The 12,215-nt window shown below is 39.7% G+C and carries 11 protein-coding genes and 1 tRNA gene; all 12 read right to left on the bottom strand.

The genetic code is table 11. The features are described 5' to 3' along the window. The gene (locus tag KUG63_RS10805) at positions 1–642 is read right to left on the bottom strand and encodes an ATP-dependent zinc protease (RefSeq protein WP_159430355.1); all 642 of its coding nucleotides are present in this window, start codon (positions 640–642) and stop codon (positions 1–3) included. A gap of 327 nt (positions 643–969) precedes the next feature. Beyond that, positions 970–1,302: a YdbL family protein gene (locus KUG63_RS10800; RefSeq protein WP_020162142.1), complete on the bottom strand. Its 333-nt coding sequence runs from the start codon at positions 1,300–1,302 to the stop codon at positions 970–972. Between the two features lie 8 nt (positions 1,303–1,310). After that, on the bottom strand, positions 1,311–1,514 hold the full coding sequence (locus tag KUG63_RS10795; protein ID WP_016390705.1) for a YnbE family lipoprotein: 204 nt from the start codon (positions 1,512–1,514) through the stop codon (positions 1,311–1,313). A gap of 16 nt (positions 1,515–1,530) precedes the next feature. Continuing rightward, positions 1,531–4,284 carry a YdbH domain-containing protein gene (locus tag KUG63_RS10790; RefSeq protein WP_287555322.1) on the bottom strand — a complete coding sequence of 918 codons (2,754 nt, stop codon included), beginning with the start codon at positions 4,282–4,284 and terminating at the stop codon, positions 1,531–1,533. Positions 4,285–4,511: 227 nt separating this feature from the next. Beyond that, positions 4,512–5,912, bottom strand: coding sequence for a mannose-1-phosphate guanylyltransferase/mannose-6-phosphate isomerase (locus KUG63_RS10785; protein WP_287555320.1), 1,401 nt, complete (start codon positions 5,910–5,912; stop codon positions 4,512–4,514). Between the two features lie 53 nt (positions 5,913–5,965). Next, positions 5,966–6,442 carry an FKBP-type peptidyl-prolyl cis-trans isomerase gene (locus tag KUG63_RS10780; RefSeq protein WP_287018175.1) on the bottom strand — a complete coding sequence of 159 codons (477 nt, stop codon included), beginning with the start codon at positions 6,440–6,442 and terminating at the stop codon, positions 5,966–5,968. Positions 6,443–6,452: 10 nt separating this feature from the next. Beyond that, positions 6,453–6,797 carry a BON domain-containing protein gene (locus KUG63_RS10775; RefSeq protein WP_016390708.1) on the bottom strand — a complete coding sequence of 115 codons (345 nt, stop codon included), beginning with the start codon at positions 6,795–6,797 and terminating at the stop codon, positions 6,453–6,455. 64 nt (positions 6,798–6,861) lie between these two features. Then, positions 6,862–8,160 (bottom strand): replication-associated recombination protein A, encoded by a 1,299-nt coding sequence (locus tag KUG63_RS10770; RefSeq protein WP_287555318.1) that lies wholly within the window; start codon positions 8,158–8,160, stop codon positions 6,862–6,864. Next, positions 8,160–8,792, bottom strand: a complete 633-nt coding sequence (lolA, locus tag KUG63_RS10765; protein WP_016390710.1) for an outer membrane lipoprotein chaperone LolA — start codon at positions 8,790–8,792, stop codon at positions 8,160–8,162. Before lolA ends, KUG63_RS10770 begins: the two co-directional genes overlap by 1 nt. A gap of 3 nt (positions 8,793–8,795) precedes the next feature. Further along, complete coding sequence (locus KUG63_RS10760; RefSeq protein ID WP_016390711.1) at positions 8,796–11,090, bottom strand: DNA translocase FtsK; 2,295 nt, start codon at positions 11,088–11,090, stop codon at positions 8,796–8,798. 163 nt (positions 11,091–11,253) lie between these two features. Next, positions 11,254–12,102 (bottom strand): class I SAM-dependent methyltransferase, encoded by an 849-nt coding sequence (locus KUG63_RS11900; protein WP_015005916.1) that lies wholly within the window; start codon positions 12,100–12,102, stop codon positions 11,254–11,256. A 26-nt stretch (positions 12,103–12,128) separates the two neighbouring features. Continuing rightward, positions 12,129–12,204 (bottom strand) — tRNA-His (locus tag KUG63_RS10755). Between the last annotated feature and the right edge of the window lie 11 nt (positions 12,205–12,215).

The following is a 12,215-nucleotide window of genomic DNA, read 5'->3' as shown; positions in this document are numbered from 1 at the left end:
TTAAGGCCTTAAGGTATGACGTAAACTAACATCAACTATAGCTCGGTCAGTTAATAAATTACGCCCAACTAATAGCTGATAGTCAAAGGCAGATCGGTCGGTCAAGTTCACTTCAACCTCATCTTTATTCTTGCCGAGAGTTAACCATAATGTGACGACGTATCGCATTTCATTATTTCCATCTTGCTGTTTGATAATTACTCGCCTACGAAAACGACGTTCTACCTCAACGAGTGATTTGGTTTTACTATCGTATAATGAAAAGCGCACAAAGCGCTTGCCTTCACGTTCAATGAGCTGGATGTTTTCTGCATGTATCGAGGTGGATTTTGCTCCGGTATCTATACGTGCTTCAAATTTTAAATTTAGAGGCTCAACAACAACATTTTCAACGCCTCCTATCACGGGTAGATTTAACTCCCCTCTTGTTTTTTTAGCTACTTTTTTTATGGGTTCAGCAACTTTAGGGCAAGTCGTTGGTTTACACACAGGGCATACCGGTGCAGTTATTACTGGTTCCTTTTTATCGATCGGTGGTATTGTGCTACAACCGCTAATAAACAAAACACTTAATAGAAATAAGGTGTAAATAAAGCTTGTTGTAGAACGAAGAAGTTGGATGGGATAAAACAGTGTGCTCACAAACGTCACCGACAAAGTAGATTGAAAGTTTAGGTATAGCCGTGTCCATTATGGTATCACGCTATTTTTGTGCTGGTTAGAGCATAAAAAAATGAATAAAGAAGTGAATTCCGAGTATTTGCTGGAGCCTAATATAACACAGTATTTAATTTAACTTCTTGCTCAGCAGCGTACAGTGTAGACAGATACTACTCCGTAGTATTCGATAATATGTTATGCCTGTCACTGAAGAAATTGATGCCAATAAACTTTAACTACTCAGGCATGTACAAGCGCTTAATGCTAAAAGCCAAATAGTTTCAAAGTTAAAGGGATAAGCGTTTGTCGTTACTTTTTGACCCATTGGCCATCTGGAAATTGAATAAAATGCCCTTTGCTTGTTTTTTCAATAGCTTTTTTCCCTGCCAGTTGTTCAACGACGCTTAATGGCTTAGCAACTTTTGCTGCAACTTGGGCATATTTTTGTTTCCGTTTGGCATTAATATCACTGATGAGTGCTTTAATGTCAGCTGATGGAGCACTAACGGGGCTGGCTAAATACCCGTTCGGCGTTTCTCCCACTAAACCTTGATCTTTTGCACTATGTAGATCAATGGCTAAAGAAACTGTTGATAGTGTGAGCATAAAAACAGTTAATAAAATTTGTACGTATTTCATCATCGTTCCTCTTAAAATAAGCCTGAATCTTCAGACAGTATGGAGTCTAGCTCTTTATCAACCTTGACTCGAATTTCGTGTTCAATCTTTACATTTAAATTGATTGTAATGGGCTTGTCTGACGCTTCTACTTTGACGGTTGGCGTGCATCCAAATATCGAGCTTAGCAACAAGCCAATACATGTTATATATGCGATGGGGGCTATTTTTTTCATACAAAACCTCATGTTTTTATTGGCAATAATATTGATTATTTGAATGCTTTATTTTAGAGCGTATAAACGCTTCTATGTTTAAATCAATACCTGATTGAATGCGCATTGTTTCAAGAGCCCCTTTTAAGCCGACTTCAGTATTTAAGTTTAAGTTGATTAAACGGCCATTGGCAACAGTTGGATTACGCCCAGAAATAGCAGATTTAAACAATAGCGTATCATCATCGTAAATTATTTTGCTGTTTAACGTTGTGTAGTTAAAGTCTTCCAGTACATCGAAGGTTAATTTGAGTTGATCATTTATATTTGTGCTTTGGCTTAAAGGTGTGGTGTAACGTATTTTCCCGCCATCGATGCTATTCATATGGCCATCCGATACGTTGAATTGCCCGTTTATATAGTGCACAGGAATACGTCCTGATAATTTGCCACTGGCATATAAGCCATCCATGTTTTGCGTTCTGACCAATTCAGATAAATCCAAGCGATCTACGATCAACTCCAGTTGTATAGCATCGTTAAAATTAATGTCTTCATTTTGAATTTCTACTAAACCTGAAAAAACGGTCGCTTTGCTTAACGGGGTTTTAAAATGCCACTCGTTTAGTTGATTATAAAGTAAGCCATTAAGCTCGATATTGTTTGCCTTGATACCCATATTTAATTCATTAATGTGGCCGTTAAGTTCAGCATAAAAGGTGTCAAACGTAACCGCCTGTTGTGTTTTATATGACCCCAATTGTTGCGAGGGTGAACTTAACTGAAGCTGAACCCCTTTAAATGTACCTGTCTGATAAACACCTTGAGCTTCGTGTAATGAGACCTTGAATTGCTTAAATTCAGTTTCACCCTTGTTTAATTCAATAACCGCGTCTCCCGCAAAGCTCCCGCCAGTCATGTCAAATGGAAGTATTGGTGTGTTAAGCCATTTTCTGAATGTCTTATGTGTTGAAAAAGTCTGCTGCCAATGGATATCAATTAAATGCTCTGTACTGTTTTTAGGTTGCCAGTTTGCGAAAAGGATGGGGTCGTTACAAATATTGGCGAGTTTAAGCGATGCTTTAGTTGCACTTAAGTCTTTAAACCAGAGTTGGTTTTTAATAATCATGGGTGGGATATAGTATGTCTGATCTAACAACGCCAGATTCATTGCGTCAATTGAAGAACGAATACTCATCTTATGCTGCTGGAGGCTTGCGTTTGCTGTAAGCCCCCATTTTTTAATGTTTAATTGATTGCTATCAAGGTTTTGACCACCTAATGCAAATTTCATAGCGGAAACATCTTGCGTGTTTAAATTAATAGAAAGCGTTTGGTTTAGAATGTTTACGAAAAGTGTTTTGGCTTTGTATTCATTAAAACGTAAAGAATGTATTTCAAAACGATTTTTCGACAACGGCTGAATCATCAAGTGATGATCTTGAATGCTTACTCGGCTGTTAACCTCACCTCTTAGTTTGCTAATAAAGAGGTTTTCTATATCGAGTGGACGATAAATATTAGCAAGGTGTAGATTACCTTTGAGCTGAAACTGATAATGGCTTCTGTGACTGTTTTCTGGGGTAATAACCTCCATGTTAGAAAACTGTACATCGATCAGCTTTTTGTTCTTTTCAATGTATTCTAGGGTGAAGCTGCCATCAATAATTGAGAAAGGGTTATTCAAATCAGCCAATAGATCATACTCGATGGTGAGAGGCTCCTTTAGATTGGCAAGCAAAGTGCCCATTTCATCCATCATTTTGTAGTTGTTATCTGGCATAAGGAAACGTTTTAGATAGCCGTTTATTTCTACAATAGGTTGTTTAGGGTCTACGAGCGTTAAACGAAATTTTCCTTTGTCTAATGAAAACCTTAGCGTTGTGTCGGTGGTGACTTTAGTCGTTGCTGCTGTGTGTTGGTTAGAAAAATGACTGGTATTTTGTATCTTAGTAACGCCGGTAAGTTGTGTAATCTCATCTATAGAGAACCGTTGTGTGGCAGGTAATGTGAATTGGTTGCTACTGACCAATTGATTGCTATTAACACTTATCGCACTACCATTAATTGTTGGCCACTCGAAAGCATTTAATTCAATGTTAAGCTGCACGTCCCCTTTCAGTAGATCACCTTGTTTTGTTAACTTAAGGCTCAACGCTAGTAATGGATTAGCGGCGGTATCTGATATGTTTAATTCAAGTTCATTTTGCGCATTTATTTTTAATAAAATATTGGTGTCGATTAACTGCTTAAATACTTTGGAACCTTTGTTAAAAAAACCGTCACCTAATATGGTTTGGACGGTTAATAATCCATTTGATAAATCAATCCTGAACGCCTTGAGTTCTAAATGAGGTTGATGGACCGTTAACGAGTTAACAAGCAGACGCACTTGAGGTAGATCATCGATTAAAGCACTTGGCAAAACATCAAATAAATTAATGTCAGTAACAGTGTTATTCGAAGAAGGTTTATTTATCCGTATATCAATAGAGTCGATGTTAACCAAAACCAAGTATGCGGAAGGTGTATTAAAGTTGATGAATGTATTTGCTATATCAACGTCTACCTGCTCTTCAAATCTTAATGATAATGACTTTAACTGAAATGAGCGTGAAGAAAGTTGTTTCCACGATGGGCGATCGAACTGAATGTTTGTAACTTCAATGTCGTACTTGCTTAATGAAGATGTCAGTGCTGTTTGTACAAGCCAAGGTAACGCGATGTATGAGAGAAGTAATAAGAAAACTATAGCGCTAAACGCTATAAGTACACCACGTATTTTGGGCATGAAAGACAATCTATCGTCCTGGGGAGGTAAACATACAATAGTTAGCAAGCGTGATTAAAGAGCTTTTAAATAATACGCCTTTTTTCATTTAAAAACATTTTTCTACAGACGATAAAAATAGATGTTAATTCGCACTCGTCGACGTTCGGGTTCTATCTAATTAATTCAAAAACAACCCTGTATTAGTCATTATAGAGCTTTATATAATATCTCAGAGGGCTCGATGATTATGTCCGACTATAATTATCCTCAAAACGAATAATGTCATCTTCACCTAAATAAGCCCCTGACTGTACCTCAATCATTTCGAGCAAAACTCGACCAGGATTATGTAATCTATGTTTGGTACCAACTGGGATGTAAGTGGATTGGTTTTCTGAAACCAGCATAACTTTATCATCGCAGGTAACTTCTGCCGTGCCTGTTACTACAATCCAGTGTTCAGCTCGGTGGTGGTGCATTTGTAATGATAATGAAGCGCCTGGTTTAACCGTAATTCGTTTAACTTGGAACCGTTCACCAACATCAATAGCGTCATAATGTCCCCAAGGGCGATAACATAGACGGTGGCTTTCTGCCTCTTTACGGTCTTCATTTACCAGTCGGTTGACTATGCTTTTTACATTTTGTGCAGATTTTTTACTCGCGACCATGACGGCATCAGCGGTTTCAACAACAACAATATCATCTAACCCTATAACAGATACCAAACGGTGCTCACTATGAATATAAGCATTTTGCACATCTTCAACGATCACGTCGCCTTGTAAAACATTATTATCGGCGTCCTGCTGCGCGCATTCCCATAAGGAAGACCAGGAACCAACATCGCTCCAGGCGGCATCTAACGGTACAACAACGGCTTTGCTGGTATGTTCCATCACTGCATAATCTATTGAGTCTGAGTCACAAGCTTCAAATGAAGCAACATCCAAACGAGTAAAGTCGAGATCTTTCGTACCTTTAGCTAAAGCTTCACGGCAACTGGACAAAATCTCAGGTGAATATTTTTCTAATTCACAAATCAACGTGGATGCTTTGAACATAAACATCCCACTATTCCAATAGAAATTACCTGAGTCGGCATATTGCGTAGCAGTCTGTAAGTCTGGTTTTTCTACAAACGCTTTAACGGGGCTGATGGTGTTTTTTTGATCGGCCTGAATATAACCGTAACCGGTGTTTGGGGAAGTGGGCACGATACCAAACGTTACAATCTTGCCCTGTTCTGCTTGTATTTTTGCAGCTTCAATAGCTTGATGGAAAGCTGTAAGGTCATCAATAACATGGTCTGCGGCTAAGACTAATAAAACTGGATCATCGCCCATTTTTTGAGCTTCTAACGCTGATGTAGCGAGCGCTGGCGCAGTATTTCGCCCAACAGGTTCTAAAATAATATTAGGTGAGGTGACTCTTAATTCTTGCAATTGCTCTGCTACCATAAAGCGATGATCGTTATTGCAGACAACAATAGGTGATTGAATACCCTCAAGTCCACTAAGTCGATTTAGTGTTTCTTGAAACATGGTATTTTCGCCAAATAAAGCGATAAATTGCTTGGGCCGGTGTTTTCTAGATAATGGCCAAAGACGTGTGCCGCTGCCGCCGGACATAATAACTGGAATCATAAATTTCCTAATTTAATATATTTTAGTAACTGAGGGGTGTGTTTTTAAAATCGTTAGTTTATAGCAATCAACTCAACATCAAAAATTAGCGTTGAGCCGCCTTTTATGGCCCCCATGGATTGATTGCCATACGCTAATTTGCTGGGTATAAAAAAACGTGTTTTTTCACCTGTTACCATTAACTGCACACCTTCAGTCCAGCCTTTAATGACTTGGTTTAGGCCAAAGGCAATGGGCTCACCTCGATCTACAGAACTATCAAAGACCGTTCCATCTAACAAAGTACCATGGTAATGAACGGTCACTTTATCGGTCGAAGTTGGGTGCACTTCACCATCACCTGGTGAAAGAACTTTGTATTGTAAACCTGATGCGGTGGTTATAACGCCCTCTTGTTCAGCGTTTTTTGCTAAGAACTCTTCACCAGCTTGAATATTATCTTTAGCGTTTAACGTTGCTTTACCATTTAAAAAATACTGAACCAGATAAAAAACGGCTGCAATGACAACAATAATAAGTAAAATTTTCATAGCAGCTCTATTATTGAATGACCGTCAATTTTGAAATCACTTTACTAACCCCTTTTACCGAGCTTGTAAGACTTATGGCTCGATTTAATTGAGCTGAGCTCTTAACATGTCCATATAGGGTGACCACGGAACGGTAGGTATCAACATTAATATCAAAAGCATCAATCTGCTTATCTTTGATTAATGTAGTTTTGACTCGAGTGGTTATAGAAATATCCTCTGATATAACACCAACAGGTCGCTCGTCAGTACCAACTGCATAACCGCCAGCACCAGCGCCACCAATTAACACGGTTGTGCAAGCACTTAGGAAAAGCAGAAGGGGTAAAATAAGCAGAGTAATAAATTTATTCATTGCTAAATCAATTAATGTGTCAGTTAATGAGTGGTAATAATACCTTTTAATATAGCGGAATATTTTATTTTTTTGCTTGTTGGTTAAGTTCTCTTAAGTATCGAAGCTTTTCAGCAATCTTTATTTCAAGTCCACGATCAACTGGTTCGTAATAAGTCGAACCAATAAGAGCCTCTGGTAAATAATTTTCCCTTGCAGCAAAGGCATTGGGCTCATTATGTGCGTAACGATAACCTTCATGATAGCCCTCTTGTTTCATTAAGGCTGTTGGCGCATTTCTAAGGTGATAAGGAACATCCAAACTACCTGTTTTTTTTATAACGCTGTCAACTGCATTGAAAGCGCTATATACGGCGTTACTTTTTGCTGCACAGGCCAAGTAAATTACTGCTTGCGCAAGTGCTAACTCACCTTCAGGGCTGCCTAATTTTTCTTGTGTTTCCCAGGCATTTAAAGCTATTTGTAACGCACGTGGGTCTGCATTACCGATATCCTCAGAGGCAATACGGACAATACGTCGTGCGACATATAACGGATCGCATCCGCCATCAAGCATGCGTTTTAACCAATATAACGAGGCATCTGGGTCACTACCACGAACGGATTTATGTAACGCCGATATTTGATTGTAGAAGTCTTCACCGTGGTTATCAAAACGCCGCACTCCGTCTTGAACAACCTCATTAATTATATTGGCTGTAATGGTTTTATGTTCGTTTGCAGAAGCCAGTTGAGCGCTTAATTCAATAAAATTTAATAACCGTCTGGCATCTTTATCTGAGGCATTCAGTAACAATTGAATGGCCTCATTGTCGATAGTAAACTGGCTATCGAGCCCTTTGTTTTTATCCGTTAAAGCATGATTAAGGATAGCGCGCAAATCGTCTTCTTCAAGTGATTTTAATGTGTAAACACGCGCTCTGGATAATAATGCATTATTGAGCGAAAAAGAAGGGTTTTCAGTGGTCGCGCCAATGAACGTAAAAACTCCGGCCTCTACATGTGGTAAAAAAGCATCTTGTTGTGATTTGTTAAAACGGTGTACTTCGTCAACAAAAAGAAGCGTGTTTTGTTGTTTATCTATACGATTTTTTTTTGCTTGCTCAACAGCGCCTCGAATATCTTTAACGCCGGCTAAAACAGCTGAAAGTGAAATAAAGTCGGCCTCGGCTTGTTGCGCAATGATTCTTGCTAAGGTTGTTTTACCAACACCTGGAGGGCCCCATAAAACGAGCGAGTGTAATTGCCCTGATTGAATTGCTTCATAAAGGGGTTTACCCTCAGATAAAAGATGTTTTTGACCTGAAAATTCCTGTAACGAGGTGGGACGAAGGCGATCGGCCAGCGGTTCAGTGGGTTTCATTAGTTCGGCGTTTCTTCAAAAACATCAGCGCCATCTGGCACAATAAACTCGAAGGTTTCGTCTACAATAGGCTCGTTAATGGTCACATCAGTAAATAATAAATCGGTGGTTTGGCCAAAACTATCATGCAGACGCATTTTGTTGAGTAGGCCATCTTTAAAACCCACCTTAATAAATTCAAAACCACTTGAGTCTTCTTTAGGCGTTAGCATTAACCATTCTAATTGCTCGCTGTTATCCAACTGAGTAATATTAAAAAGCGTATCAAGTTCAATAGAGCCAAGAATTACTGCTAAAGGCGATGAACCAACCGATTGCGACGCATCTTTGATGGTAACTTGCTCAAGGTCTTCGTCGTAGACCCAAAGCTTATCCCCGTTTGAGATAATTTTTTGCACATAAGGCGTTGTGTAGTGCCAACGAAATTGATTGGGCTTTTTTATCCAGAACTCACCGGTTGATGATTGAATAAAAGAGCTTTGTTCACTGCTAATCACCTGAGTAAATTGACCGCTAAGATTTACATAATGTTGCAAATGAAGCGCTAGATTATCTTCGCTGCTTTTTGCGACGCTTGGTAAAGTAAAAGCAAATAAGACAAAACAGCAAAAAACGCTACGAAGTGTATTCATAATTTATAACTCAGGTGGTGGTGGGGCCAATACTTCACGTGAACCATTCGATTGTAATGGACCGACAACGCCGCAGCGTTCCATTTCTTCAATCATTCGTGCGGCTCGATTATAACCAACCCTTAATTGGCGCTGTACACCAGAAATGGATGCTCTGCGTGTCTCTGTTACAATTTTTAAGGCTTGATCATACAGTTCATCGGAATCTTCCGAGCCACCACCAGACCCTCCCCCGTCAAACTCAGCCGGGTCAGAGGCGGTCAAAATGCCATCTATATAATTTGTTTTGCCTGATTTTTTAAGTTGTTTAACAACTTTATGCACTTCATGATCATCCACAAATGCTCCATGAACACGTTGTGGCAAACCAGAACCTGGGGGTAGATACAACATATCACCATTACCTAGTAAGGATTCTGCACCGGACTGATCGAGTATCGTACGCGAGTCAATTTTTGATGACACTTGAAAGGCTATTCTTGAAGGAATATTGGCTTTAATTAGGCCAGTTAACACATCAACCGATGGGCGTTGTGTTGCCAACACTAAATGTAAGCCAGAGGCCCGTGCTTTTTGCGCAAGCCGGGCAATCAACTCTTCAACTTTTTTACCAACCACCATCATCATGTCGGCAAGCTCATCTATTATGATGACTATTTGAGGTAACTCAGTCAGTGTGCCAGCCTCATCCTCATCAATAAAGGGTGTTGGCTCCCATAATGGGTCAGCTAAAGGGCTCCCCTCTTTTATTGCATCTCTTACTTTTTTGTTATAACCGCTTAAATTTCGCACACCCAATAAGGACATTAATTTATAACGCCTTTCCATTTCGGCAACAGACCAACGCAATGCATTGGAGGCCTCTTTCATATCAGTTACAACAGGGGTTAATAAATGTGGAATACCTTCGTAGACTGATAGCTCAAGCATTTTTGGATCAATCATGATCATTCGAACTTGTTCCGGTGTTGCTTTATATAGCAAGCTTAAAATCATCGCGTTAATGGCAACAGATTTACCCGAACCGGTTGTGCCAGCAACCAATAAGTGCGGCATTTTAGCCAAGTCAGCAACCGTAGGTTGACCGGAAATGTCTTTACCTAACACCAATGTTAAAGGAGAGTTTGATTTTTCATACGCTTGAGAAGAGAGTATTTCACTAAGCCTCACCATTTCACGTGCTTCATTGGGTATTTCTAAACCAATCACAGATTTGCCAGGAATAACTTCTACAACACGTACGCTATGTGTGGACATCGAGCGCGCCAAGTCTTGAGCAAGGCCGCTAATTCGACTGGCTTTTATGCCCGGCGCGGGTTGAATTTCAAACCGTGTAATAACAGGGCCCGGATTAACTGCGACTACATCGACCTCAACACCAAAATCTTGCAGTTTTAATTCAACCAATTTCGACAGTGCTTCAAGCGCTGCTTTAGAATACCCTTCAACCTGCTCGGTAGCCTTATCTAATAATGCCAAGCCTGGCAAGGCACCTGCAGGCTCATCAAATAACGCTACTTGTCGCTCTTTTTCAACACGCTCACTGCTTTTTATTTCTCTAATAACAGGCTCAATTCGTGCTTTCGGCTTGGCTGCAAATATTTTCGATTGCTTTTTGAATGAATCACTACGTTGTTTTTTGACGGTAACAGACGTTTTACGTTCTTTGCTATCTTCAATGTAGGCTTTTAACAGGCGAAATGCTTTTATTGATAAGGCACCAAGTTTATCCATCAGACCTAGCCATGAAAGCCCAGTAGAAAGTGTGATACCGATAAGGAAGAAGCTCAAGAGAATAAGTGTTGCGCCCTGAAAAGCAAACAGATGTGTTAGAAAATCTGTTAACTCTAAGCCAATAATGCCTCCCGGTGAACCAGGAATGGTGAGCCAACGTTGGTAATAATGCATGTCTAACAAGCCAGCTCCGGCAACTAAAAATACAATAAAGCTAACCCAACGAATGACTTGGTGCGTGAGTGTATCAACATGTTTGGAACGTGCTTCAGATAAGAACTTCCATGCGCTGCTCATTAACATAAAAGGAAGAGCAAACGCCATAAACCCCATGATAGATAACATGAAGTCTGCTATCCATGCGCCAACAACTCCGGTGATATTTAATACAGCCTGTCCCGTGCCACTATGCGTCCAACCAGGATCGTCCACGTGATAACTAAAAAGTGAGCCCAGCAAAAATAAGCTGACAGCAAGTAATACCAAAAAAGCCGACTCTTTTAACAGCTTTACAATCTGTAAATGTGCGGGCGAAGGCGTTGAAGTTGTCGTTTTTTGATTCACGTAATAATTTATTTAAACTGGTTAATTGTGTGCTTTTTTCCGACTGATTAATTGCAATATACAGGCTACTTTAAGACTGATAGGCGACTATTCTCATGTGCTATCTTATCATTTTCATAACAAATGTTGAGCTTAAAGAAGGGATCTTCTCGACAGGCATAATCTATGAATTAACATACACATCGTATCGTGTATTCACACTATTAATAGTGTAACTCGGAAAGCACTCATTGAGTGGAGCTGCAGATTTTGGTCGCTTCACTACAACACGATGCATGGCAGTTTTCAGTGCCGTCTCTAAAAGCTCATTATTATTTGAATTATGTGCGACAAGATATTGTAATACTTGCATTTCTTTTTTTATTTTTGCCGATTTTTTTCTTTCTGGATACATGGGGTCTAAGTAAATTATATCCGGTAATTTACTATTAATATGTTGGTAAGTATTTAAGTGAGTTATTGAGTCTTGATAAATGCATTTCATCCGATCAGCAATATCTGCAACGCTACTATCATGAGTGGCTCGATCAAGGGCATCGGCTAATAAACCATATAAGGCGGGGTGTCTTTCACATAAAGTGACTTGCGCACCCAGGCTAGCTAAAACAAAGGCATCTTTTCCAAGTCCAGCAGTGGCATCTAAAATACTCCAATCTGGGTGCTTATTTAGCCCGCACGCTTTTGCCAGAGGCTGATTTTTACCTCCACCATATTGTCTACGGTGCTTAGCTTTACCATTGATGAAATCAATGCATAGCTGCAAAGGTTTATTAGTCGTTCGTAGTTGAAGGTTAAGGCGTCTATCGTTATAGATTAACAAACAAGCTTCAGAGGTATCGTCGGTGTCGATGAGTCGATAATCACCCTTATTAATAAGGTATTTGATCTCAGGAGGTGGTTCGCTTGGCTCAGTGAGCAAGATGGGAAATGGTTTAAATGGCAAAATATGGCCCGCTAAGAAAATAACACCGAATTTTAGTTTAAAAACTAAAACAGTGAAATGACTAGGCATATTTAACGGAAAGAATAATCGTAAAATGGGGTGGATGAAGGGACTCGAACCCTCGACAACCTGAGTCACAGTCAGGGGCTCTACCAACTGAGCTACACCCACCATCGACGATT

Source organism: Cycloclasticus sp. (genome assembly GCF_019090545.1).
In the GTDB taxonomy this organism is placed as follows: domain Bacteria; phylum Pseudomonadota; class Gammaproteobacteria; order Methylococcales; family Cycloclasticaceae; genus Cycloclasticus; species Cycloclasticus pugetii.
This window is presented reverse-complemented; position numbering and strand designations above follow the sequence as displayed.

What these genes read in the sequence shown, in the direction of transcription:
- KUG63_RS10770 (WP_287555318.1), bottom strand. Translation starts at nt 8,160, where the DNA reads ATGAAACCCACTGAACCGCTGGCCGATCGCCTTCGTCCCACCTCGTTA.
- KUG63_RS10800 (WP_020162142.1), bottom strand. Translation starts at nt 1,302, where the DNA reads ATGATGAAATACGTACAAATTTTATTAACTGTTTTTATGCTCACACTA.
- KUG63_RS11900 (WP_015005916.1), bottom strand. Translation starts at nt 12,102, where the DNA reads ATGCCTAGTCATTTCACTGTTTTAGTTTTTAAACTAAAATTCGGTGTT.
- KUG63_RS10785 (WP_287555320.1), bottom strand. Translation starts at nt 5,912, where the DNA reads ATGATTCCAGTTATTATGTCCGGCGGCAGCGGCACACGTCTTTGGCCA.
- KUG63_RS10775 (WP_016390708.1), bottom strand. Translation starts at nt 6,797, where the DNA reads ATGAATAAATTTATTACTCTGCTTATTTTACCCCTTCTGCTTTTCCTA.
- KUG63_RS10790 (WP_287555322.1), bottom strand. Translation starts at nt 4,284, where the DNA reads ATGCCCAAAATACGTGGTGTACTTATAGCGTTTAGCGCTATAGTTTTC.
- lolA (WP_016390710.1), bottom strand. Translation starts at nt 8,792, where the DNA reads ATGAATACACTTCGTAGCGTTTTTTGCTGTTTTGTCTTATTTGCTTTT.
- KUG63_RS10780 (WP_287018175.1), bottom strand. Translation starts at nt 6,442, where the DNA reads ATGAAAATTTTACTTATTATTGTTGTCATTGCAGCCGTTTTTTATCTG.
- KUG63_RS10795 (WP_016390705.1), bottom strand. Translation starts at nt 1,514, where the DNA reads ATGAAAAAAATAGCCCCCATCGCATATATAACATGTATTGGCTTGTTG.